General features: G+C 71.1%; 18 protein-coding genes and 1 pseudogene. 12 read left to right on the forward strand and 7 right to left on the reverse strand.

The window, feature by feature from the left end; translation table 11 throughout:
- The first annotated feature begins 3 nt into the window (after positions 1-3).
- Positions 4-1,086 (forward strand): dihydrodipicolinate synthase family protein, encoded by a 1,083-nt coding sequence (locus tag AC3EO4_RS29350; RefSeq protein ID WP_431898683.1) that lies wholly within the window; start codon positions 4-6, stop codon positions 1,084-1,086.
- Here AC3EO4_RS29350 and AC3EO4_RS29355 read toward each other — a convergent pair.
- Positions 1,083-2,288, reverse strand: a complete 1,206-nt coding sequence (locus tag AC3EO4_RS29355) for a helix-turn-helix domain-containing protein (RefSeq protein ID WP_379574077.1) — start codon at positions 2,286-2,288, stop codon at positions 1,083-1,085. The genes AC3EO4_RS29350 and AC3EO4_RS29355 overlap by 4 nt on opposite strands.
- A 68-nt stretch (positions 2,289-2,356) precedes the next feature.
- On the opposite strand from AC3EO4_RS29355, the gene AC3EO4_RS29360 reads away from it, so the two are divergent.
- From AC3EO4_RS29360 to AC3EO4_RS29370, 3 genes are all read left to right on the forward strand, one after another.
- The gene (locus AC3EO4_RS29360; protein ID WP_431898684.1) at positions 2,357-3,532 is read left to right on the forward strand and encodes a DegT/DnrJ/EryC1/StrS family aminotransferase; all 1,176 of its coding nucleotides are present in this window, start codon (positions 2,357-2,359) and stop codon (positions 3,530-3,532) included.
- 86 nt (positions 3,533-3,618) lie between these two features.
- Positions 3,619-4,869: an ABC transporter substrate-binding protein gene (locus AC3EO4_RS29365; protein WP_431898685.1), complete on the forward strand. Its 1,251-nt coding sequence runs from the start codon at positions 3,619-3,621 to the stop codon at positions 4,867-4,869.
- A 57-nt stretch (positions 4,870-4,926) separates the two neighbouring features.
- Positions 4,927-5,793 carry a carbohydrate ABC transporter permease gene (locus AC3EO4_RS29370; RefSeq protein WP_379574080.1) on the forward strand — a complete coding sequence of 289 codons (867 nt, stop codon included), beginning with the start codon at positions 4,927-4,929 and terminating at the stop codon, positions 5,791-5,793.
- A gap of 50 nt (positions 5,794-5,843) precedes the next feature.
- Here the strand turns inward: AC3EO4_RS29370 and AC3EO4_RS29375 are convergent.
- Positions 5,844-7,019: pseudogene (locus AC3EO4_RS29375) on the reverse strand (RNA-guided endonuclease InsQ/TnpB family protein); the annotation flags it as partial.
- A gap of 125 nt (positions 7,020-7,144) precedes the next feature.
- Here AC3EO4_RS29375 and AC3EO4_RS29380 point away from each other — a divergent pair.
- Complete coding sequence (locus AC3EO4_RS29380; protein ID WP_431898686.1) at positions 7,145-8,008, forward strand: carbohydrate ABC transporter permease; 864 nt, start codon at positions 7,145-7,147, stop codon at positions 8,006-8,008.
- A gap of 67 nt (positions 8,009-8,075) precedes the next feature.
- On the forward strand, positions 8,076-9,314 hold the full coding sequence (locus tag AC3EO4_RS29385) for a dihydrodipicolinate synthase family protein (protein WP_431898687.1): 1,239 nt from the start codon (positions 8,076-8,078) through the stop codon (positions 9,312-9,314).
- A 316-nt stretch (positions 9,315-9,630) separates the two neighbouring features.
- On the opposite strand, the gene AC3EO4_RS29390 is transcribed toward AC3EO4_RS29385, so the two are convergent.
- The 3 genes from AC3EO4_RS29390 to AC3EO4_RS29400 are packed head-to-tail and all read right to left on the reverse strand — an operon-like array spanning position 9,631 to position 13,062.
- Positions 9,631-11,571 (reverse strand): PQQ-binding-like beta-propeller repeat protein, encoded by a 1,941-nt coding sequence (locus AC3EO4_RS29390; protein ID WP_431898688.1) that lies wholly within the window; start codon positions 11,569-11,571, stop codon positions 9,631-9,633.
- A gap of 43 nt (positions 11,572-11,614) precedes the next feature.
- Positions 11,615-12,343 (reverse strand): amidohydrolase family protein, encoded by a 729-nt coding sequence (locus AC3EO4_RS29395; RefSeq protein WP_431898689.1) that lies wholly within the window; start codon positions 12,341-12,343, stop codon positions 11,615-11,617.
- The gene (locus AC3EO4_RS29400) at positions 12,340-13,062 is read right to left on the reverse strand and encodes an amidohydrolase family protein (RefSeq protein WP_431898690.1); all 723 of its coding nucleotides are present in this window, start codon (positions 13,060-13,062) and stop codon (positions 12,340-12,342) included. The genes AC3EO4_RS29395 and AC3EO4_RS29400 overlap by 4 nt, the downstream gene beginning before the upstream one ends.
- 249 nt (positions 13,063-13,311) lie before the next feature.
- Here AC3EO4_RS29400 and AC3EO4_RS29405 point away from each other — a divergent pair, with 249 nt between their 5' ends.
- From AC3EO4_RS29405 to AC3EO4_RS29425, 5 genes are read left to right on the forward strand one after another with little or no spacing between them, the layout of a single operon-like run.
- Positions 13,312-15,252, forward strand: a complete 1,941-nt coding sequence (locus AC3EO4_RS29405; RefSeq protein ID WP_431898691.1) for a PQQ-binding-like beta-propeller repeat protein — start codon at positions 13,312-13,314, stop codon at positions 15,250-15,252.
- A gap of 10 nt (positions 15,253-15,262) precedes the next feature.
- On the forward strand, positions 15,263-15,928 hold the full coding sequence (locus AC3EO4_RS29410) for an amidohydrolase family protein (protein WP_431898692.1): 666 nt from the start codon (positions 15,263-15,265) through the stop codon (positions 15,926-15,928).
- The gene (locus AC3EO4_RS29415) at positions 15,925-16,653 is read left to right on the forward strand and encodes an amidohydrolase family protein (RefSeq protein ID WP_431898693.1); all 729 of its coding nucleotides are present in this window, start codon (positions 15,925-15,927) and stop codon (positions 16,651-16,653) included. The genes AC3EO4_RS29410 and AC3EO4_RS29415 overlap by 4 nt, the downstream gene beginning before the upstream one ends.
- A complete protein-coding gene (locus AC3EO4_RS29420) occupies positions 16,650-17,798 on the forward strand; it encodes a DegT/DnrJ/EryC1/StrS family aminotransferase (protein WP_431898694.1) in 1,149 nt (382 codons plus the stop codon). Before AC3EO4_RS29415 ends, AC3EO4_RS29420 begins: the two co-directional genes overlap by 4 nt.
- A 52-nt stretch (positions 17,799-17,850) precedes the next feature.
- On the forward strand, positions 17,851-19,884 hold the full coding sequence (locus AC3EO4_RS29425) for an outer membrane protein assembly factor BamB family protein (RefSeq protein ID WP_431898695.1): 2,034 nt from the start codon (positions 17,851-17,853) through the stop codon (positions 19,882-19,884).
- A 56-nt stretch (positions 19,885-19,940) separates the two neighbouring features.
- Here the strand turns inward: AC3EO4_RS29425 and AC3EO4_RS29430 are convergent, their stop codons facing one another.
- Positions 19,941-21,914 (reverse strand): ligand-binding sensor domain-containing protein, encoded by a 1,974-nt coding sequence (locus AC3EO4_RS29430; protein WP_431898696.1) that lies wholly within the window; start codon positions 21,912-21,914, stop codon positions 19,941-19,943.
- 182 nt (positions 21,915-22,096) lie between these two features.
- Here AC3EO4_RS29430 and AC3EO4_RS29435 point away from each other — a divergent pair, with 182 nt between their 5' ends.
- A complete protein-coding gene (locus AC3EO4_RS29435) occupies positions 22,097-22,774 on the forward strand; it encodes a histidine phosphatase family protein (RefSeq protein ID WP_431898697.1) in 678 nt (225 codons plus the stop codon).
- On the opposite strand, the gene AC3EO4_RS29440 is transcribed toward AC3EO4_RS29435, so the two are convergent.
- Positions 22,771-23,286: a uridine kinase family protein gene (locus AC3EO4_RS29440; protein ID WP_379574094.1), complete on the reverse strand. Its 516-nt coding sequence runs from the start codon at positions 23,284-23,286 to the stop codon at positions 22,771-22,773. The genes AC3EO4_RS29435 and AC3EO4_RS29440 overlap by 4 nt on opposite strands.
- Positions 23,287-23,364: the final 78 nt, after the last annotated feature.

Genomic DNA, 23,364 nt, shown 5'->3' on the forward strand with positions numbered 1-23,364 from the left:
AGCATGCTCATCGATCAAGGGGGAAGCGACGTGCTCAGCACGGCTCCAGAGGCACAGACGTCCGTGCGGGACCTGTTCAGGCGCGGGCTGGTCATTCCCGCGCACCCGCTCGCGCTCGACGCCGACCGCAGGCTGGACGAGCGCCGCCAGCGGGCGCTGACCCGCTACTACGTGGACGCGGGAGCGGGCGGGCTGGCGGTAGGCGTGCACACCACGCAGTTCGCCATCCACGGCACCGAACTGCTGCCGCCCGTCCTGGAGCTGGCGGCCGAGACCGCCCGCGAGGCGGGCCGCGAGATCGTGCTGGTGGCGGGCGCGACGGGCCCGACCTCTCAGGCGGTGGCGGAGGCCGAGCTGGCCAGGTCGCTCGGCTACCACATGGTGCTGCTCAGCCCGCACAAGGAGCTGGACGAGGACGGGCTGATCGAGCGCGCCCGCGCGGTCGGCGAGGTGCTGCCGGTCATCGGCTTCTACCTGCAGCCCGCGGTCGGCGGCCGCACGCTGTCGCGCGACTTCTGGACCAGGCTGGCCGCCGTCGAGTCGGTCGTCGGCATCAAGGTGGCGCCGTTCGACCGCTACCGCACGCTGGACGTGCTGCACGGCGTGGTCAGGGCGGGCAGGGCCGAGGAGGTGGCGCTCTACACGGGCAACGACGACCACATCCTGGCCGACCTCATCACCACGCACCGCGTCGTCGTCGACGGCCGTCAGGTGGAGGTCGAGTTCGTCGGCGGGCTGCTCGGCCAGTGGGCGGTCTGGGTGAAGAAGGCGGTCGAACTGCTCGACGAGGCCAAGCTCGCCCGCGCGGGCGACGACGCCGCCGTGCGCAGGCTGCTCGGCCTCGACGGCCACCTGACCGACGCCAACGCCGCCATCTTCGACTCCGCCAACGGCTTCCACGGCTGCATCCCCGGCATCCACGAGATCCTGCGCCGCCAGGGGCTGCTGGCGGGCCGCTGGTGCCTCGACCCCGCCGAGGAGCTGTCGCCTGGACAGCTCGCCGAGATCGATCGCGTGTGGTCCGCCTACCCCTGGCTGCGCGACGACGACTTCGTGGCCGAGGGCCTCGACCGGTGGCTCGCCTAGAGCGTCAGCCGGTACAGGGTCAGCGGGCGGCCGCTGGTCCCGCTGGTCAGGTTGCCGGTGCGTTCGGCGAGCCCGGCCAGCTCCAGCCGGTGCAGCATGCGGCGCGCGGTCCGCTGCTGCACCGCGAGCCGTTCGGCGATCTCCCTGGTGGTCAGCGGCTCGCCGCCGGCCGCCTCGCGGGCCTCGAGCAGCTTCTCCAGCGTCGGCACCGACAGGCCGACCCTGCGCGCGATCACCGACAGGTTCTGCTCGCCCGCGGGGGTCGCGCTGACCGACTCCAGCACGATGTCGGTGTCGGCGCGCAGCGACAGCACGGCCGCGACGTCGCCGATGCGGCGGGCGCGGGCCAGCGCCCTGCGCGCCAGGCTCTCCGCCTCGGCGGCGCTGCGCCCCAGCCCGAAGCCGACCCTGACGACCTGGCTGGGCACGGCCAGGCGCGACAGCATCGGCAGCCCGGTGAAGTTGCCCGTCGCGTCGGCCAGCGGCCCCCGCGTGGTGACGAGCAGGTGGGTGCCGCCCCTGAAGGCGGCCAGCGTGCCGCCGAGGGCCGCGGCCTCGCGCAGCAGCCCCTCCTCCCTCTCCACCTCGATCAGCCCGAGCGCGATCTGCGCGTCCTCCTGCGCCTGCCCCTCCGCGGTCAGCAGGAGCTGGCGCAGCGCCACCCGCACCGAGTGCACCGACGGCGCCAGGCGCAGCACGTGCATGTCGTCGCGCAGCGCCTCGTGCACCGAACTCAGGCAGGTGATCACCGCGTGGTCGCCGCCGCGCCGGTGGAAGGAGACCGCCTTCTTGGAGGTCATCTCCGGCCGGTAGGGGAGCGTGCGCACCTGCTCGGTGGGCAGCCCCGCCTCCTCGAACGTGGCGATGACGTCGGCGGCCGAGATGGTGTCGATGGACAGGCGCGTGATGTCCTGTCCCTCGTGCTGGAGCCGTACCAGGGCGGTCAGCAGCGTCGCCCCGGAGTAGTCGACGAACGCCGCGGGCCGGGTGAGGACGTCGGCGTCGCGGGCCAGCATGTATGGCACGATGCCGGTGAAAAGCCAGCCCTCCACCGTGGCCGAGTGCGCCTCGACGATCGCGGGGGCCTGCGACTCGTGGTCGTAGTCGAGCCGCAGCGCGGTCACACCCGGCTGCTCCTCGCAGGTGGCCGCGACGTCGTCGACCAGATCGTGCGGGCCGACGACCCCGATGACGATACCCACCCACGCCTCCCTCTGCATTATTACGGTCAAGACCGAAAGGTTAACTCGTGACCCCGAAGTTTCCAACCATGGCAGATCCCGAGGGCCGCACGCTCGGCGACGAGGAGGTGGCCGCGCTCGAGCGGGTGATCCGCTCGGGCATGCTCAACTCCGTCTGGGGGACCGAGGGCCGGGCGCTGGAACGCGAGATGGCGGAGCTGTACGGCTCCCGCCACGCGATCGCGTGCAGCTCCGGCACCGCGGCCCTCCATCTGTCGGTCGTGGCGGCGGCTCCTGATCCCGGGGACGAGATCATCACGACGCCGATCACGGATTTCGGGACCGTGGCCCCCATCTTGGCGCAGAACGCGGTCCCTGTCTTCGCCGACGTGGACCCCGCTGACGGCAATCTCGATCCCGGCGCGGTGGCGAGGCTGATCGGGCCGCGTACCAGGGCCATCATGGCGGTCCACCTGTTCGGCGCGCCCGCGAGGGTCGACGAGCTGCGGGCGCTGGCCGACGAGCATGGCCTGACCCTGATCGAGGACTGCGCCCAGGCCTGGCTCACCGAACTCCCAGAGGAGCCGGTGCTCGCAGGCCACCCGGGTCTCGTCGGCCGGTCCGGCGGAGGCAGGCTCGCGGGCACCGTCGGGCAGGTCGGCACGTTCAGCCTCCAGCAGTGGAAGCACATCACCTGCGGCGACGGCGGCCTGGTCATCACCCAGGACGACGTCATGGCCCACAGGATGCGCCTGTTCTCCGACAAGGGCTGGGACCGCGCGGCCGGCCGCTCGCATGCCAGCCTCGGCCTCAACTACCGCATGACCGAGCTCCAGGCGGCGGTGGCCCGTGCCCAGCTGGCCAAACTGCCGGGAGTCCTCGAGGCCAGGCGGCGCACCGCCGTGCGGCTCATCGCGGCGCTGGAGGGCGTGCCGGGGATACGGCTGCCGCGGCCCGAGGGGCACGCCTGGTGGCTGTTCCCTCTCGTCCTGCCCGACGGGAAGGCCTCGGCGCTGGCCGAGCACCTGCGGGCCGCCGGGATTCCGGCGCGGGCCGGTTACCTCGGCGAGCCCCTGAACAGGGCGCCGGTGTGGAACGGGCCCATCTACGGCTCCTCGCCGTACCCGCTGGAGGGTTATGCGCCCGACGCCTGCCCCGAGGCCGAACGACTGGTGGCTGAGACGCTGCTGGTCATCGACTGGAACGAGCACTACACCGACGAGCACGTCGAGCTCGTCGCCGAGCGGGTCAGGGACTGGTCGTAGTCACGTTCGTGTATCGGGCATTGACCGTTGGTCTCCCCGCTCATTAGGTTTCGGTCAGGACCGGTATTCATGAAAGGAAGCCGCCGATGAGGAAGGTAGCGGCAGCCGGAATCGCGGCCGCCATGACGGTCGTGATCGCCGGGTGCGGGTCCGGTGGCTCAGGCGCGTCGGACAAGAGCACGGTCACTCTCTGGATGTACCCCGTGATCGCGGACCAGGCCAAGAACCAGGCGTTCTGGGGCAAGGTCGAGAAGGACTTCGAGGCCGCCAACCCGACGGTCGACGTCAAGATCGACCAGCAGCCGTGGGACGGCCGCCAGGAGAAGATCACGACGGCCCTGGCCTCGAAGACGGGCTTCGACCTGGTCGTGCTCGGACCCGACCAGATTCCGCAGTACGCCCAGCAGGGCACCCTCGAGCCGGTGGACGACGTGATCGCCAAGGACAAGGCCGCCTACCTGCCCAACGCGCTCACCGCGCTGACGGTCGACGGCAAGCTCTACGGTGTCCCGATCTACCAGACGATCACCGCCCCGATCTTCAACAAGAAGCTCTTCACCGAGGCGGGCGTCACCGAGGTCCCCGACACTCTGGAAGAGCTGAAGGCGGCAGCGCCGAAGCTGGCCGCCAAGAAGGTCGCCGTTCTCGACTACCCCGGCAAGCCCGAGGTGTCGCTCAACCAGAGCTTCTACCCGATCCTCTGGGCCAACGGCGGCACCGTCTTCGCCCCCGACGGCAAGACCGTCGCCTTCAACGGCCCCGAGGGCGTGGAGAGCCTGCAGTTCCTGCTGGACCTGAAGGCCGCGGGCGGCCTGCCCGAGAACACCGCGAGCAAGGGCAACGACATCGAGGGCGGCCCGCTGGCCGGCGGCAAGACCGCGATGTACCACGCGGCCACCGCGGGCATGGTCGAGCAGCTCGCCGCCGCCATCGGCCAGGAGAACGTCGGCGTCGGCCTGCCTCTCGAAGGCAGGAAGCGGGTCGCGTTCGGCATCCCCGGCGGACTCGTCGTGGCCAAGCACTCCAAGAGCAAGGACGCCGCGAAGAAGCTCGCCGCCTACATCTCCTCCCCCGCGGTGGGCGCCGAACTGGCCAAGGAGTCCGGCTTCTTCACCGCGCGGACCGACGTGACGATCCCCGGACAGAGCGAGGCGTCCAAGGAGTTCGCCAAGTCGCTGGAGTTCGCCTTCCCCGGTGACACCCACCCGAAGGCCCGCCAGGTGATGGCCATGATCGCGTCGCACATCCAGGCGGCGCTGCTGGGCAAGGAGGACGCCAAGACCGCCCTCGACGCGGCGGCTAAGGAGGCCAACGAGCTGCTGTCCAGCGGCAGCTGACACGATGAGGGCCTTCTTTCGGGAAGGCCCTGCTTTTCTGGAAAGGTGTGAAACCCGGTGCGTCATCGCCTGCGTGACCCGGTCACGGGACTGCTGTTCGTCCTGCCCGTGCTCGTCCTCTTCCTGATCTTCCGGATCTTCCCCACGCTGGGCGCGGCAGGCATGAGCCTGACCAACTGGAACATCGGCGGGGAATGGGACGTCATCGGCGCCGACAACTACGTCCGGCTGTGGAACGACGCGAACTTCTGGGCCAGCCTGCGCGTCACCCTGGTGTACGCGGCGATCTTCGTGCCGCTGACGGTGCTCGTCTCGCTCGGCACCGCGCTGCTCCTCAACGCGGTGATCTTCATGCGGGGCCTTTTCCGCAGCATGCTCTTCCTGCCCTACGTGACCAGCTTCGTGTTCGCGGGCATCATCTGGCGCTGGATCTACGAGTTCGACGGGCTGCTCAACGGCCTGCTCGTCAAGATGGACCTCGGCCCCCTCCAGGTCCTGGAGGACTCGGCTCTGGTGCTGCCCGCGCTGGCGATCGTCTCCTGCTGGAAGGGCTTCGGCTACTCGATGCTGATCCTGCTGGCGGGGCTGAAGGCCATCCCCGGCTCCTACATGGAGGCCGCCCGAGTCGACGGCGCCAGCGCGTGGCAGCGCTTCCGCAGCATCACGCTGCCGCTGCTCAAGCCCGCCCTGTTCTTCGTGGTGGTGATCGAGACGATCAGCTCGTTCCAGGTCTTCGACACCATCTACGTCATGACTGGCGGCGGCCCCGCCAAGGCCAGCTACACGCTCATCTACGGCATCTACGAGCGCGGCTTCAGGTTCTTCGAATTCGGCTACGCGGCCACGTGGGGCATGGTGCTGTTCGCCATCGTGCTGGCCGTCTCGCTCATCCAGCGCCGCTTCCTCGGCAGGGGGAACACTTGACCTCCTCCCCACGGCTGAAGCCAGGGGACTCCAACCCTCGCGGGTCGGGTTTCCTGCTTCACCGCCGGCCGCCCGCCCAGCTTGCGCCGCTTGGGTCTCACGCCGGCTCCACAGGCGTTTCACCTCTCGGCCAGCCCGACCGCGAGGATGTTCTTGGCCGCGTTCACATCCCGGTCATGGGACGTGCCACAGGCACACTCCCACGTCCGGACATGCAGCGGCATCGTGTCTTGCACAGCGCCGCACGCCGAGCACAGCTTGGAGGAGGGAAACCAGCGGTCGATCACGACCAACTTCCGCCCGTACCAGCTTGTCTTGTACTCCAGCATGCCGCGCAGTTCCCGCCAACTCGCATCCGAGATGGCGCGCGCCAGGCGGCGGTTTTTGACCATGTTGCGCACGGCGAGGTCCTCGATCACGACCGTTTGGTTCTCACGGACGAGTCGAGTAGTCACTTTGTGCAGGTGATCACGGCGTCTGTCGGCGATCCGGGCATACACCCGGGCCACCTTCAGCTTCGCCTTCCGCCGGTTGAGCGAGCCTTGCTCCTTGCGGGCCAACTCCCGTTGCATCCTGGCCAGCTTGCGCCGGTCGGCCCGCTCATGCTTCGGGTTGACGATCTTCTCTCCGGTCGACAGCGTCACCAGGGCGGTGATACCCGCGTCCACGCCGACCGACCGCGCCACGGGATCGAGCGGCAGGATCGCGTCCTCGCAGAGGATGGACACGAACCAGCGTCCGGCCGCGTCCTTCGACACCGTCACCGTGGACGGCTCGACGCCCTCGGGAAGCGGACGCGACCACACGATGGCCAGCGGCCCGTCCATCTTGGCCAGGGTGAGCCGCCCATCGCGGAAGGTGAACGCAGAGCGGGTGTACTCGGCCGACAGCCGCGACTTCTTGCGGGACTTGAACGCCGGGTACCTGGCCCGCTTGGCGAAGAAGTTGGCGAAGGCGGCCTGCAGGTGACGCAGCGCCTGCTGGAGCGGGACCGAGGACACCGTGTTCAGGAACGCGAGCTCGTCGGTGCGTTTCCACTCGGTCAGCGCGGCCGACGACTCCACATAGGAGATCCGCCGCCCTTCCGTGGAGTAGGCGCGAGCGCGCTCCTCCAACGCCTTGTTGTAGACGAGGCGGACGCAGCCGAACGTCCGGGCCAGCTCTTCGGCCTGTCCGGGGGTCGGATAGAAGCGGTACTTGAACGCCCGCTTCACGCTCTGTGCCACGCCACAGGTTCTACCGCACGATCAGCTGGGTGCGGACGGGTATTCGAGATCAAAACTCGTGCGGCGCCGTGCCGCGTTTCCTCCCCAGGGCAGAAGCCCGGGGTCTCCACGCTTCAGGAGTTCGGATGACGCTCACCGCCACCCGCCCCGCCGCCACCACCGCCCCCGCCAGGGTGAAGCCCAGCCGGCCACGCGGCAGGTGGGCGCTGTACGCCCTGCTCGCCGTCATGTCGCTGCTGACGGTCACGCCGTTCATCGCGATGATCATCGTGGCGCTCAGCCCCAAGGGCAAGCCCACGGTCCCCACGCAGTGGCCCGACTCGCTGACCTTCGACAACGTCACGCAGGTGCTGTCGGCCTCCGGGTTCGCCCAGTGGACGCTCAACTCGCTGATCTACTCGGCGGTGTCCGTGGTGGTCATCCTGGTCACCGCCTCGATGGCCGGGTACGCCTTCGCCAAGAAGCGCTTCCCCGGTCGCGACGCCATGCTCTGGACGTTCCTCGCCACGATGATGGTGCCCTTCCAGGCGACGCTGATCCCCGTGTTCGTGCTCATCTCCGACCTGGGCGGCGTCGACACCTTCTGGGGCCTGATCGTGCCGACCCTGGCCAACTCGCAGGCCGTCTTCCTGATGCGCCAGTTCATCCTCGGACTGCCCGACGAGCTGTTCGACGCGGCCAAGGTGGACGGCGCCTCCGAGCTGCGCGTGTACTGGACGATCGTGGTGCCGCTAACCAAGCCGATCATGGCCACGCTGGGCGTGTTCGTGTTCCTGTGGCACTGGAACGACTTCCTGTGGCCGCTGGTGATGTCGCAGAGCGACGCGACCAGGACGCTGACGGTCGGCCTCACGGTCCTGCGGACCGAGGAACTGCAGTGGTCGATGATCATGTCCTCGGCGGCCGTCTCGGCCGTGCCCTGCCTGCTGGTGTTCTTCCTGCTGCAGCGATACCTGGTCAACAGCATCGCGATGACCGGCATGAAGTAGCCGGCTCACCGCTTCGGTCGGGAACGGCCTAATCTGGACGCCCGAAACGTCCGGTGAGGGAGCGATCATGAGCACGGCAATCGACACGCGCGCCGCCGGCCTGCGCGACCGCCTGCGCGGCGCGCTGGTGGCCGCCGCCGCGACCCCGATGACCCGCTCGGGCGAGGTGGACCTCGACCTCGCCGAGAGCTACTTCCACCAGCTCGTCGCCACGGGCGCCGACGCCCTCGCCGTCCTCGCCCACACCGGCCGCGGACCCTTCCTTCCCGCCGAGCTCCGGCGCGAGCTGATCCTGCGCGCCAGGACCGCCGGCGTTCCCGTCATCGTGGGCGTCGGCGGCTCCTCGGATCAGACCGGGCCTCCCGGTACGGCTGCGCGCCCGCGCGCCGCCCGTGCGACAGACCCCGCGACCGCCTCGCCACCCGCGAAGGACTCCGGCACGCCCTCCCGCGACGACGAGCGGGCGAGCACAGGGGCGTTCTCGATCGCGATGCCCCCCGCCGAGACAGCCACCGCCGCACACGATCCCGGCACGCGCGAGCCCGGTGATGGCGGGCACGGCGCTCCCGCACCCGGTGGTGGCGCGCACGGGGAGATCGGTCGCGGCACGACCGAGCGCGGGCACGGTGATGGCGGAGACGGTGAGGCGGGGCGCGGTGTGCGGGGGAGCGAGGCGGCGCTCGGGGACGACCCGGTCCGCGGGACCGTGGCGGACGCGCGGATGGCGGCCGAACTCGGCGCCGACGGTGTGCTGGTGTTCCCCTCGGCGGGCGACAGGGTGGCCGAGCACGACGCCGTGTGGCAGGCCACCGGCCTGCCGATGATCGCGTTCGACCTCTACACCGCCCCTTGCCCGCCCGCCGTCCTGGCCGAGATCCTGCGCCACCCCGGCGTCGCGGGCCTCAAGACGGCCCTGCTGTCGGACGCCATGGGCTGCCAGGAGACCATCGCCCTGACGCGGGAGGCAGGCAGGCTGGCGCTGACAGGTGAGGACCGCATGTTCGGCGCCTCCCTGCTGTGGGGGGCCGAGGCCGCGCTGGTCGGGATCGCGGCGGCCTCGGTGGAGGCGACGGCCGCGGTACTGCGCGCGTTCGAGGGCGACGATCTGCGCGCCTTCGAGAAGGCGTCGGCACGGCTCGACCGGCTCGCCGCGGCCACGTTCACCGCGCCGATGGAGGGATACGTCCAGCGCATGCTCTGGCTGGCAGCGGCCGAGGGGCTGATCCCCGAGTCCCACGCCCACGATCCGTTCGGCCCTGAACTGCCCGAGGGAGAGCGCGCCGCGGTCATCGCCGCGTCCTCCTGAACCGCACCGCCGTCGGTCTGGGTCTGGTGCGGCCGACCCGGGAGCCATTCTGGCCCTGAGACTCCCCGCCCGGGACTTCGCCCGCCGGGGCCGGCGTGAGGTGACGGGGGTGTCGGGCGGGGCGGTGCCGTGACGGTGGCAGGCCCCGCGCGCACGAGAAGCGTGCCCCTGGACGGAGCCGGGCCACGTGCCCAGGGTGGCTCCCGTGCGTGCCGTGAAGAGAAAGACGTGCGGGAGGCGAGCCGCGGGGGGCGGGCCGCACGGGAGGAGAGCTGTAGCGAGGGCGGCCCCGCCGCGCGGGCGGGGCCGGGGGCGGTCAGCTGTACGGGGAGATGGCGATGCGGACGAGGTTGCGGCCCTTGATGCCGTAGAGCGCCCGGTGGGAGGGGTCGATGTTGAGCTTCGACCCGCCGCCGAACCAGTCGCTCGCCAGCCCCGTCACGATCGTCTTCGACGTCCACGACAGCAGGTTGATCCTGTAGACGGCGTCCACGTCGCTGGTGTAGGCGGTGAAGCCGGCGATGAGCAGGTCGCCTCCCCTGCCGTTGACCTTGAGCGTCCTGCTGATCTTCTTGCGCAGCAGGTCGTACTCGAACAGCACACCCGTGTTGGTGATCCCGTAGACGGCCAGGGGGGTGTGCTTGAGCCCGGTGATCGTCCCGATGCCCGGCAGCGGCTCGATCTCCCACAGCTTCTCGCGCGTGCGCAGGTCGAAGGCGGCCAGGCGGGCCGTGGGCGTCACCGGTGGCGCGCCGAGCCCCTCCTGGGTGCTGGTGCCGAGGTAGACGACGCCGCGCAGCGCGGTCACCGAGGCGACGGTCTGGCGCTCCACGACGGGCCGGTAGGTGTCGACCTCGCCGCTGCGCGGGTCGTAGACGTCGAGCGCGCCGTTGGGATGTCCCGGCTCCGACTGGGTGGGCATGATGATCAGCCCGGTACGCCTGTCGTAGGCGAGGTCGCGCGGCCGGTCCTGGTTGTGTCCTGTGCGGAACAGCAGCCTGGCCTCGGGGTCGCCGATGCGGTGGGAGTAGAGGGCGGCCTGGGTGTAGACGCCGAGGTACGTGGTGCCCTCAACGGTGATCATGGTCTTCGGCTCGCCGGGGACGGGCAGCCTGGTGACCTCGCGGGTGGCCAGTTCGTGGATGTCGGCGCCGCTCTTGCCGCCGACGTAGACGTACTTCCCGTCCGAGTGCACGGACATGGGCGCCTCGGCGGCGGCCCGGAAGCCGCGCTGCACGTGGCTGAGGTAGTCGATCTTGTTGGTCGCCGGGTCGTAGACGAAGACGCCGGTGTCCTGGATGCCGTAGATGCGCCCCTCGTGCTCCAGGATTCTGCTCGTGGCCGCCTCGAAGAACGGCACGCCGAGGACGTCGAGCTTGTCGGTGGCGATGTGGTAGCGGTAGAAGGTGCCGGACGGCCGTCCTGCGAAGTAGACCCAGCCGTCGTGGACGAGCACGGAGACGACGTACTTCTCGCCCGGCGCGGTCGCCTTGACGATCTTGTAGTTGGCCGGGTCGGCCTTCTCGACCACGAGCAGCTCGGCCAGCGACAGGACGCCGCCCGCCACGTGCGTGTCCGAGCTCGCCATGCTCGACACCCAGTCGCGGTCGGCCAGCTCGGCGGGCAGCAGGTCGCGCTTCTCGCCGGTCTTCCTGTCGATCGCGATGAGGTGGGCGTTGGTGCCGATGCCGGCGTAGACGTGGTCGGCGTCGGCCTGGATGCTGCGCACGTACGACTCGCCGGGCACGGGCTGACCGAGGTCGCGGCTGGCGCCGGTGGCGGGGTCGTACTCGACCACTCTGCCGGGCTCCGACATGCCCATGTAGATCTTGCCGTCGGGCGAGGAGGCCATCGTCCAGATGAAGTGGTCGGGGTACTCGGCGAGCTTGGTCGTCGTCCCGGTCAGCGTGTCGATCCGGTAGAGGTCGGACCTGGAGTGGGTGCCGACGTAGACGTCGGTGCCGACCTTGCACATGGCCCAGATGCCCACGCCCGTGGGGATCTCGTAGTGCGTGGTGATCTTGTCGGTGCCGAGGTCCCATGCGCCCACGACGTTGGGCGACAGGCCCCGCGAGCCCATGTAGAGCACGTCGCCGACGAATTCGGCGTTGCCCAGGGGGCTGGCGACGCTGGCGGGGCCGAGGTCGGTGAGCGTGCCTTCGGGCTCGCGGGCCGCGGCGAGAGCGGGGGTGGCCGGAAGGGTCGCCGCCGCCGCGGAGGCGGCGGCGGCTTGGAGGAATCGGCGGCGCGGGATCATGCGCTGGCTCCCTTGTGAAGTTTTCGCCGCACGCTATAACGGCCTAGGCCGTAATGTCCAGGCTGAAAAGTCGTACGGCGTTGCGCCACGCGATCGCCTCGGCGGCCTCGGGCGACAGGTTCGCCGCCGCGACGGCGCCGAAGGCCGAGGCGGGATCGATGAGCGTGGAGTCGGTGCCGAACAGCAGCCGGTCCTGCTCGACGCCCGCGACCACGGCGGCGATCCGGCCGGCCGGTGCGTGGGAGTAGCACGGTTCGAGATAGAGCCGGTCGCAGGCGGCGGCGGCCTCGATGGCGTAGCGGAAACCGTCGGCCCCCATGTGCCCCGCGATCACCCGCAGGCCGGGTGTGTCGAGGCAGACCTGCGCCAGGTCGAGCACCGAGGGGCCCCACGTGTGGACGAGCGCGGGCACCCCGCGGGAGGCCACCAGTGCCAGCGCCTCGCGCAGTTGCGGCGAGGTGACGGGGGAGCCCGTGTAGTCGGTGTGGATCTTCACCCCGACGAAGCGCCCCGTGGGCAGGTACTCGTCGAGATCCCGCTCGGCGTCGGCCGGCCGGCGCGGGTTGACCGTGACGTACCCGTAGTGCCGGTCGGTACCGGCCAGCCAGGCGTCCAGCGCCCTGTTGCCCGACGCCGCGTCGTAGATGACCGCCTCGGTGGCCGACACGATCGACACGTCGATGCCGAAGCGGTCCATGGTCGCCCTGTTGGCCTCGGCCACGTCCATGGTGAAGAACCACGGGCCCCAGTGCGCGTGCACGTCGACGATCATCTGAACAGCCTCTCTGCGTTGCCGCCCACCACGGCGGCGATCTCATCGGGCTTCAGGCCGCTGGTCGCCAGCCGCAGCAGGGGGACCAGCGGTTCGTAGTGGGGGGTGCGGGAGCCGTACAGCAGCCGGTCGGCGGGCACGGCCTCCAGCGCGTCCGGGGAGTTGAGCAGCCGCGTCGAGGTGTGGAAGCCCGGCTCGTCGGCGGCGGCCACCAGGAAGTCGCCGAGGTGGTAGAAGTGCGTGTCGAGGAAGACGACCTTGGCGCCGAGTCCCGAGAACGGTTGCCAGAAGCGCCGTACGTCCCCGCCGGTCAGCACCACGAGATCGAGCGCGGCCGCCCGCCTGGCGACGTGCCGTACGGAGGGGAAGCCCGCCTCGACGCCCTGCTCGTCGGGGAAGAGCCTGACCGCCTTCACCCCGAGGGCGGCCAGCCGCTCCATCTCGCGCACCGAGCCGATGGGGTCGCGCAGGTCGAGCGCGCCCACGGGGACGGCGCCCCGGACGGCGAGGGCCTCGTCGTTGCCCGAGCGCATGTCGAACAGCGCCGCCCGCAGCGAGGCCACGGCCCCGGCCTGGATCCGGTGCTCGGCCAGCCGTTCCATGACCGCCGCCGGCGTGCCGGGCGGTCCTTCCCTGTCGGCGTAGGCGCCGACCAGCACGTCCACATCGAGCGTCACCGTGAGCTCGCCGATCAACTCGCGCGTGTCGAACGCCGTCACCATCGCCTCCATTGACTATTCGCGCTCAAAACATTACGGTCTGGGCCAAAATCGAGCAACAGGAGGAGGCGCCGTGTGCCGAGACCGCTCTGAGCTCCCCGCTCGTCCCGTCGCTCCTCCTCCCGGCTCCCGTACGCGCCGCCACCTGCGCGCCCGCCGTGACACGGTACGGCCCCGCGTCGCCCACCTCCGCCGCCGCCCATGCGCGGCGAAGAGCACGCCCCCACCCCGACGCCCGAAAGTGACGCCGTGAAAACTCTCGTCGTGGCGCTGGTCGCCGCGCTCCTCACCGCCGCCTCCCCAGCGGAGGCGGCCACCTGCCAACCCCCGACGGTGGAGAAGTTCGGCCCCGCCTCCGTGACGGGCGCCATCGTCGGCGCCTCCGTCCACGAGGGCAAGGCCTACCTGGTGACCCGAGGCCAGAAGCCGCCCGTGCTGGCCGAGTTCGACCTGGCCACCCGCAAGGTCGTCAGGAGCGCCACGCTGCCTGACGCGCCCGCCACGGGCGAGCCCGAAGGCGCGTGGGCCACCGTGGTCTCGGGTGGCAAGGTCTACGCGGGCACCTATCCCGTTCCCGACCTCTACAGCTTCGACCTCGCCACAGGTGAGGTGAAGCACCTGCACTCCTTCGGCAGGAACGGCGGCTTCGTCTGGAGCCTGGCCGCCTCCCCTGACGGCACGATCTACGCGGGCACCTATCCCGACGGCAGGGTGTGGGAGTACAGGCCCGACACCGGCGCCGTTCGCAACTTCGGCGTCCTCGCGGCGGGCGAGCGCTACGTCAGGTCGGTCGCGGCCGACGCCGACCACGTCTACGCCGGCCTGCTCGACAAGGGCAAGCTCATGTCGATCGACCGCGGCAGCGGAGCGGTGCGCGAGCTGGCGCAGGGGCCCACCGGCATCGGCGTGGTCGCCCCGCACGGCGACAGGATCCTGGCCGTCAGCGGCACGACGCTGATCGACGTCCACAAGGACGGCGCCGACGTCAGGAAGGTCGAGACGGGGGCCGGCCTCGACGCGCTCGTGTCGACCCCCGACGGCACCGTCTACGGCACCAGCAGGCCCGACGGCACCGTCTACCGGTACCGCACGGGTGACACCGCCCTCACCAAGGTCGCCGACGCGCCCTCGCCGGGCGACGAGACCAGGCGCCTCGAGCTCACCGGCGCGGGCACGCTGGTCGGCTTCTCGGGCAGCGGCGGCATGTGGTCCCTCGACCTGGCCTCGGCGACCTCCGAGTTCGTCGACCTGATCGAGGCGGGGCTGCCCGGCGGCGCCGAGCGCCCGCAGAGCATGCTCGTGGTGCCCAACAGAGCCGTCTACATCGGCGGCCACTTCTCGATGGACGTGCGCGACCTGCGCACGGGCGAGCACCGCCGCTTCCGTGTCCCTGGTGAACCCAAGGACCTGGTGCGGCGCGGCGACAAGATCTACGCCGCCGTCTACCCCAGCGGGGAGATCGTCTCCATCGACATCAGGACCGACAAGGTCGCCAGCCTCGGCTTCCTCGGCCACGGCCAGCAGCGCCCGTGGGACATCGAGTACGACCCGCGTACCGACAAGCTCCTGGTCGCCTCCGCTCCGCTGGGCGCCAGGCTCAACGGCGCGCTGTCGATCGTCGACCCCGACTCCGGCGAGATCGACGTCTACGAGGGTGTCATCCCCGACCAGAGCCTGATGAGCCTGTCGCTCGACCCGGACGGGGGCGTGGTGTACCTGGGCGGCGACGTGCTGGGCGGCGGCGGCACCCCGCCGACGAAGGCCTCGGCCTCGGTGGCGGCCTTCGACCTGCGGACCCGTACGGTGCGATGGCAGGTGGACCCGGTCGCCGGCTACCGCACCTTCCAGGACGTCAAGGTCCACGACGGCCTGCTCTACGGCGTCTACAAGCGCAACTCCGGCGCCTGGATCGCCCTCGACCTCGCGACCCGGACGATCAAGTACCAGGGCACGCTGTCGGGCTACGGCGAGCTGACCGTGCACAGGGGCAGGGTCTTCGCCTCCACCTTCTTCGGCGGCGGCAACGCCTACGTGCTCGGGACGGAGGCCAAGCTCCTGGCCACGGGACTGGGCGACGAGTGGTACACCAATCCTCAGCTGCACTTCGAGCCGGGCTCGTGGCGCGCTTGGGCGCTGTCGGGCAGGGAGCTGGCCAGGATCAGGCTTGACCCCAGGTGCCCGTCGAGCTAGGTTTCGGTCTGTGCCGAAATTGACGGACGCGCACCGCCTCATCGGGCCCGTGCCCTTCGACGACCTGCCGGAGGACCCGCGGCCCGAGATGGACCGCCTGGGCATCGAGCAGGCCTACGTGACCCACACGCTGAGCCTGTACTCCGACGCCCGGGCGGGCAACCAGGCACTCTTCGAGCTCGACGACCCCCGGTTGATCCCCGTCCCCGTCGTCGTCCCCGAGGCGTTCGCGGACATCCCCCGATGGCCGGTCCCGATGGTGCGGCTCTGCCCCGAACGGCACAGGTTCGACCTGACAGGGCCCGTCGCCCTGCGCTGGCTGGCTGAGCTCGACACGATCATGGCGATCGACCTGGAGGAGACCTCGCCCGCCCAGCTGCTCGCCCTCACCAGGCGGCTGCCCGGCCAGCGGATCCTCCTGCTCAACCCGGGCTACCGCAGGCTGCGCGCGATCGCCGAGCTGATGTCGGAGGCGCCCACCGTGTGGCTGGAGATGGGCACGGTCAACACTCAGCGCGCCGTCGAATGGCTGGCCGAGCGCTTCGGCGCGCGCCGCCTGGTCTTCGGCACCGGCGCGCCGATCCTCGACGACTGCGGCCCCCGCTTCCTGCTGGACCACCTGGAGCTGCCCGACAAGGACGTCGAGCTCATCGCGACGGGAGGCGACCTGCTGTGATCCTCGACGCGCACGGTCACGTCGGCACCTGGCCCGACTTCCTCATCCCCGACCCCACCGCCGAGGGCCTGGTCAGCCTCATGGACAGGCTCGGCATCGACGCCATGGGCATCAGCCACCTGCTCGGCGTCGGACCCGGCGCCGTCGAGGGCAACCGCCTGGCCTTCGAGATCGCCGCGCGCCACCCGGGCAGGTTCGGCGTCTGGCAGGTCTACAACCCCCACCACCGCACTCCGCTCGTCACCGAGGGCGTGTGGGGCGTCAAGATCCATCCCGACGTGCACCAGTGCCCGCTGGACGACCCGCGCTACGCGCCCGTGTGGGAGCTCGGCCTGCCGGTCCTGGCCCACGGGCAGACCGACTCCCCGTGGAGCGACCCCGCCCGGTTCGCGGTCGTGGCGGGCCGCCATCCCGACGTGCCGCTGCTCATGGGGCACACCGGGCTCTGGCCGTACGGCTTCGCCCGCGCCGCCCGCCTGGCGGCCGACCACCCGAACCTCTACCTGGAGACCTGCGGCTCGAAGATGACCGGCCGCTGGATCGCCAGGCTGGCCGAGCTCGCCGGCGCGGACCGGGTCATGTTCGGCTCCGACTCCTGCTTCCTCGACCTGCGCGCCGGATACGGCCGCGTCGCCCTCGCGCCGCTCGCCGACGCCGACAGGGCGCTCATCCAGGGCGGCAACCTGGCCCGCGTACTCGCCCGATCATCCGGAGGATTCCCGTGACCCTCGCCCTGCACGGCGGCACCCCCGTCCGCTCCACCCCGTGGCCCTCGTGGCCACCGTCCATGGACGACGCGCAGCGCAAGCTCGTCACCGACGTGCTGGAGAGCGGCCTGTGGGGCGCCACCCAGGGCGGCTCGGCCGTCTCCGACCTGACCGCGGCCTTCGCCGGCCGCTCCGGCGTGCCGTACGGCGTGGCGGTGGGCAACGCCACGCTGGGCCTGTTCGCCGCGCTGCGCGGCCTCGGCGTCGGGCCGGGCGACGAGGTGATCGTGCCCGCCTACACCTTCGTCGCCTCGGCCACCTCGGTCATGCTCGCCGGCGCGACCCCGGTCATCGTCGACGTCGACCCGGTGGACCTGCACCTGTCCGCGACGGCCGCGGAGGCGGCGATCACCTCGAAGACCGTGGCGGTCATGCCGGTCCACCTGGCGGGCAGCCCCGCCGACATGGACCCGTTCAACGAGCTGGCGGCGCGTTACGGCCTGGTCGTCGTGGAGGACGCGGCCCAGGCGCACGGCGCCGCCTACCGTGGACGCCCGATCGGCGGTCTCGGCGACGCGGGCGTCTACAGCTTCCAGGCGAGCAAGGCGATGACCGCGGGGGAGGGGGGCCTGATCGTCTGCCGCGAGGAGTCGGTCTACGAGGCGATCTGGTCGGTGTGCAATCTCGGCCGCAAGCTCGGCGGCCAGTGGTACGGCCACCCGAATCTCGGCTGGAACCTGCGCCTGACCGAGATCCAGGCGGCCCTGCTGATCCCGTGGCTGGACCGGCTGGACGCCGAGATCGACCGGCGGGAGGCCTTCTGCGCCGCGCTCGACCTCGGAGACCTGCCCGTGCGTGCCGTGCCGCAGCCCGAGGGCACCACCCGCGACTCGCGGCATCTGCTGATGCTCCGCTTCGAGCAACCGGTCGACCGCGCGTTCCTGCTGGCGGCGATGGCGGCCGAGGGCGTGCCGCTGGAGGCGGGCTACCCGCCGCTGGGCACGATGAGCGCGCTCACGGAGGCGGGTGCCCGCGCGGAGCCGTGCCCCGCCACGCAGGCCGCGGCCGAGAGCGTCGTGTGGGTGCGCCAGTCGATGCTCATGGACGACCCCGCGCGTGCCGTCGACATCGCCGAGGCCCTCGCCAAGGTCCTGAGTGCCTGACCTTCTAATTTCGGTCTTTACCGGAACGTTCTCGTCGTTTTAAATTTCGGTCATGACCGTTATCCCCAAACTGCTCGCCGCCGGCCTGGCGCTGACGACGGCGCTGACGGGGGCGCCTCCCCCCACGTCCGCCTCCTCCACGGCCGGGCCCGGCGACCGCGTCCAGGACCTGGGAGTCCCGCTCCAGGACGTCCTGCTCATCGGCGGCACCGTCGCCGCGGGGCCCGGCGGCGGCACCGTGCTCTGGGGCGCCTCCTCCGGTGCCCCCGCCCACCTCAACGCCGTCGACCCCGCGACCGGCGCCGAGGTCGCCCGCGTGGACCTGGAGGGCGCCGCGGGATCGTGGGCGGTCGACGCCGCGCCCGACGGCAGCGTCTACGTCGGAACGTACGGCGACGGCCGCCTCTACCGCTGGAGCGAGCAGGGCGGCGTGAAGGACCTGGGCCGCCCCGTCGCCTCCGACAACTTCATCTGGTCGGTGGCCGCGGGGGAGGGGGCGACCGTCTACGGCGGCACCTCTCCCGGCGGCCGGCTGTTCGGCTACGACCCCGCCACCGGCTTCCGCGACTACGGCAGGCTGTCGGCCGCGCACGCCTACGTCCGCAGCGTCTCCTACGCGGGCGGGAAGATCTTCGCGGGCACCGAGGCGCCCGCCGCCGTCTTCGAGGTGGACGCCGCCACCGGCGCGGCCACCGCGTTGCCCACCCCGCCCGGGCTCGACCCCGCCGGCAAGTGGGCCTACGACGTCAACGCCGCGGGCGGCCACCTCTACGTCAGGTACGGCGCCGCCGCCCCCGGCCCGCTGCACGTGTGGGACATCGCCGCCAGGACCTGGACCGACGCGCTCGAGCAGGCTCACGGCCTCGACGCCTCCCCGCCGGACGAGCAGGGCGGGGTCTACTTTGTAAAGGCGGGCGAGCTGGTCCGCTACGACCCTCGTACGAAGGCCGTCACCCCGACCGGCATGCCGTTCACCGGCAGGGTCGCCAACACGCGGGGCATCGGATGGGCCGAGCTCGGCCTGCCCGACTACCCGGGCAAGAGCGTCGTCGGCCTGCTGTGGCGCGGGCTGATGTTCCGCTACAACCCCCAGACCGGCGCGCGCGCGTTCGTGCAGACCGCCGTCCGGGGCGAGCCCATCGACATCACCGCGATCTCCGAGGGCCCCGACGGCCGCGTCTACACCGGCGGCTTCCTCAACGGCGGTTTCGCCGCGCTCGACCCGGCCACGGGGCGGCGGGAGGAGTTCCACACCTTCTCGCAGAGCGAGGACATGGTCACCCACGCCGGCAAGCTCTACGTCGGCGCCTATCCCGAGGCCAGGGTCTACGCCTACGACCCCGAGCTGCCGTGGAACAGCACCGAGTACTCCCCGAGCCCCGAGCCGGGGCCCGTCCCCAACCCCGCCAGACTCTTCGACTTCGCCGCCGACAAGCAGATCCGCCCGCGCGCGATGGTCTCCGCGGGGCGCTACCTGGCCGTCGGCACCATGCCCGACCTCGGCCACCTCGGCGGCGTGCTGGCCATCTGGGACCCCGCCGAGGGCAAGCTGGAGCACGCCCAGCGCAACGTGGTCACCGACCAGTCGATCGTCTCGCTGGCCTACCGTGACGGCATCGTCTACGGCGGCACCTCCATCTACAGCGGCCAGTCGGCGACCCCGCCGACCCAGCCCGAGGCCAAGCTCTTCGCCTGGTCGGTGGCGCGGAACAGGCTGCTGTGGGAGATCACCCCCGCGCCCGGCAAGCCGGCGATCCCCGCGCTGACCTTCGACGACCGCGGCAGGCTGTGGGGCATCGCGGGCGGCACGGTGTTCGGCGTGGACACCGGGGAGCGCAAGGTCGTCACGACGGTCACGCTGTCCGGCAGCAAGAGCGCCGGCGGGCAGCTCGCGTTCAACAGCGCCGACCGGCTGCTGTACGGCGCGCACGCCGGCGCGGAGGTGTTCTGGCTCGACCCGCGCAGACGGACGCACGGCGTGCTGAGGCAGGGGGCCGTGCACCAGCTGGCGGTCCACCGTTCGGGCGAGGTGTACTTCGCCGAGGGGCCGAGGCTGTTCAAGCTGGAGGCGAAGCGAACCGGTTGACCCTGGACGACGAGGCCTCCCGTCCCGCGGTGGGACGGGGGCCCCGTCGTCTGCGCTCAGCAGAGGCGGTAGGTGTAGAAGTTCTCGAAGCGGGACAGGTACATGTGCCCGTCGGATCCCTTCAGCAGGAGCGAGACGGGCCTGACGAGGAGCGTCAGGGCCATGGTCGCCCTGTCGATCCTGTAGGCCTTGCCCTGGACCTTGCCGTACAGCTTGCCGTCCGAGCCGAGCTCGATGTTGGTGTCGAGCAGCACCTGGGTGGCGGTGGCCCACGGGTAGGCCTGGTGCTTGGTGACGCGCAGGGTCCGGCCGGTGGCAGGGTCGAGCTCGAACAGCGCGTCAGGGCTCAGGCCCCACAGCTTGCCCTGGTCGTCGAAGGTGATCGAGCCGAGCGCCAGGTCGCCGGCGACCGGCTTGGTCTGCCACTTCAGCGAGTCTGTCGCCACGTCGTAGGCGAAGGCCACCGCCGCGTCGTCCTGCGGGGTGCTGATGCCGCCGAAGGCCGAGGTGGTGCCGTAGACGACGCCGTCGCGGTAGGCGAGAGCGATGATGCTGTGCCCGGGGATGAGGTTGCGCCTGATGACGGTCTTGCCGGTCGAGGGGTTGTAGAGGCCGAGCGCGCCGCCGACGGTGCCGACCTTGGGCACGGTGCCGAAGGCCAGCCAGTCGCCCGCGGAGATCATCGCGAACGGGCGGTCCTGCTCCTGGTCGGCCAGGTCGAACAGGAGCCTGGGCTCGCTGCCCGTCCACTCGTAGATCCTGGCCCACGGGTAGACGCCCAGGTAGAGCTTGCCCTGGTGGGTGACCATGCCTTCGCTCTGCCCGACGTTGGGCCAGAACTGCGACTCGCCCGTGGTGTGGTCGTAGGCGGCCAGCCCGCCGGTGAAGAAGCCGCCGGCGTACACGCGGCCGTCGGGGCCCACGCTCATCGAGCGGATGCTGACCGGCTGTCCTGTGAGGGTGCCGTCGAGCAGCCTGCCCTGGCCCGTCTTGCGGTCGAAGTGCCAGATGCGGCCGGTCGAACCGGTGCCGACCAGCGTGTGGCCGACCCAGCCGAGGGGTCTGGCCGCGCCGCCGCCGAAGTCGGTGAAGTCGGTCTTGGTGATCTTCTCGGACTTGAGGTCGTAGGTGACGAGCCGTTCGTCCTGGAAGACGTAGAGGGTGTGGCCGTGCCTGCCGCCGCCGACGGTCAGGCTGTCGACGTCCTCGACCACGTCCTTCCACGTGCGGCGCTCGAGGTCGTAGACGCCCATCGGGTTGGTGTTCGTGGAGGTGGCGAACCTGACGAGCAGGTACCGGCCGACCACGTCCAGGTCGTAGGCGTAGCCGTGGCCCTCGATGGGCGGGTCGATGACCTCCTTGGTCCGCCCGTCGCGGCCGACGACCGCGACCTTCATGGTCTGGGCGCCGACGCCCGCGTAGATCGTGCCGTCCTCGTCGACGGCCAGGTCCCTGACGTACTGCTCGCCGGGGACCGGGCTGCCCAGGTCGGTGATCTGGCCGGCGGCGGTGTCGTAGCGGACGAGCTTGCCGTGGGGAGAGGTCCCCGCGTACACGGATGTGCCGTCAGGGCTGGCGGCGACCGTCCACACGAAGGACTCCCCAGGGGCGGCCACGCCCAGCTCGCTGACCTTGTCGGCGGCCGGTTCGTAGCGGAACAGCCTGCCCATGGCACCCGCGGTGGCGTTGTAGCTGCCGACGTAGACCGAGTGGTCGGGGGCAAGGGTGACCGCCCACGAGCCGAGGGCGAGAGGCAGGGGGCGTTCGGCGATCAGTGTGCCGTCCTCGGCGTTCCTGATGCCGAGGACGGCGGGGCCGGACGCGCTGGAGGTCACCGAGTAGACGCGGGGGCCGTCGGGATGGGAGGCGTCCATGGCGGTGCCCGCGGTGGTCGCGCCGGTGAGAGGGAGCGTGCCCAGGTTCTTGAACCCGCACCCGCTCGGAGGTGCGGCGGATTCGGCCTGGACCGGAGTCGCAAGGGGGAGGGCTACTAAGAGGGCTGTCGCCAGAGCCCGCCAGGATACGGTCATGGCCGTAATTCTGGCAGTTGCCCCCTTTCAGGGGAAGGGCGCCGCCGTCCGCCGACCATGTCGTGATCCTTCATGCCATCGCCCGCCTTTCCGGCTCGATCCCGCACCGTCAGGCCCGGCGGGTGTGCCGATCTCGTCACGTTCCGCACGCACGGGCCGGTGATCACTGCACAATGATCGGCATGAGCGACCCCCAGCGCATCATCGCGGTACGGCACGGCCAGAGCGAGGCGAACCTGGCCTACCGGCAGGCCGCCGGTGTCCCCCTCGTCTACGAGCGCGAGGACCACGAGATCACCCTCACCGACCTGGGCCGGTTACAGGCGGCGGCGCTGGGCGTGTTCCTCAAGTCGCTCCCCTGGCAGGAGGCGCCCGAGATCGTCTGGTGCTCGCCCTACCTGAGGGCGATGGACACCTGGAGCCTCGCCCACCAGGCGTGGGGAGTGGGGCCGCTGCCCGTCAGAGTCGACGCGCGGCTGCGCGACAGGGAGTGGGGCGAGCTGCGCCACTACAACCAGGCCGCCATGCGGCAGCGCTTCCCCGAGGAGGCGGCGCGGCTGCTGGCCGAGGGCGAGTACGGCTACCGCCCGCCGGGCGGCGAGTCGTTCGGCGACGTGGCGATCCGGCTCAGACGTTTCCTCGGCGACCTGCGCGCGTGGGCGGAGGGGCGGCGGGTGCTGATCGTCGCGCACGACTCGGTGGTGCTCATCCTGCGCCACGTGCTCGAGGAGTCGCCCGACACCGAACTGGCCGCCGTCGGCGTCCACGCGCCGATCATGAACGCCTCCGTCTCGACGTGGGAGTCGAGGGACGGACGGCTCGAACTGCTGGCGTTCAACGAGGTGGGGCACCTGGACTAGGCGAGAGCGAGGACGGCGTCGGCCCGCCCCCTGGTGCCGTCCTCGGCGAACCACCGCTCCTCCGCGGCAAACCACTCCACCCATCGCGCCTCGAGCTCGGGCCCGTCGCGCTCCAGCACCCTGGCCATGCGCACGTCCCTCGGGGCCTCCACCCACACCCTGAAGGACACGGGCGCGGTACGGCGCGCCGTACCGACGCCCTCGATGACCAGCACGGGTGCGACGGGCACCGTCACCTCCTCGGCGTAGACGCCGCGCGCCCAGTCGTAGCGGCGGAAGGCGCCCGGCCTGCCCTCGCCGAGCGGGCGCAGCACCCGCTCCTCCAGGGCGGCGAACCACGGTCCAGGACCCTGCTCCCACGGCACGGGGAAGTCGTCGCTGTGCACCACCTGCGCGCCGAGCGCGGGACCCAGCCGCCCGGCCAGCGTCGTCTTGCCCGACCCCGCGGGCCCGTCCACCGCGACGACACGGGTGAGACCGCAGGAAGGCGGGCGCTCCATGATGCGTTTCACCAGGTGATCCATTCCTCCGATCCTGTCATGGTGGAACAGGGACCTGACTGTCGAGCGTCGGCTCTCGCCTGAAAGGCT

The sequence above is a fragment of the Nonomuraea sp. bgisy101 genome (assembly GCF_057708945.1).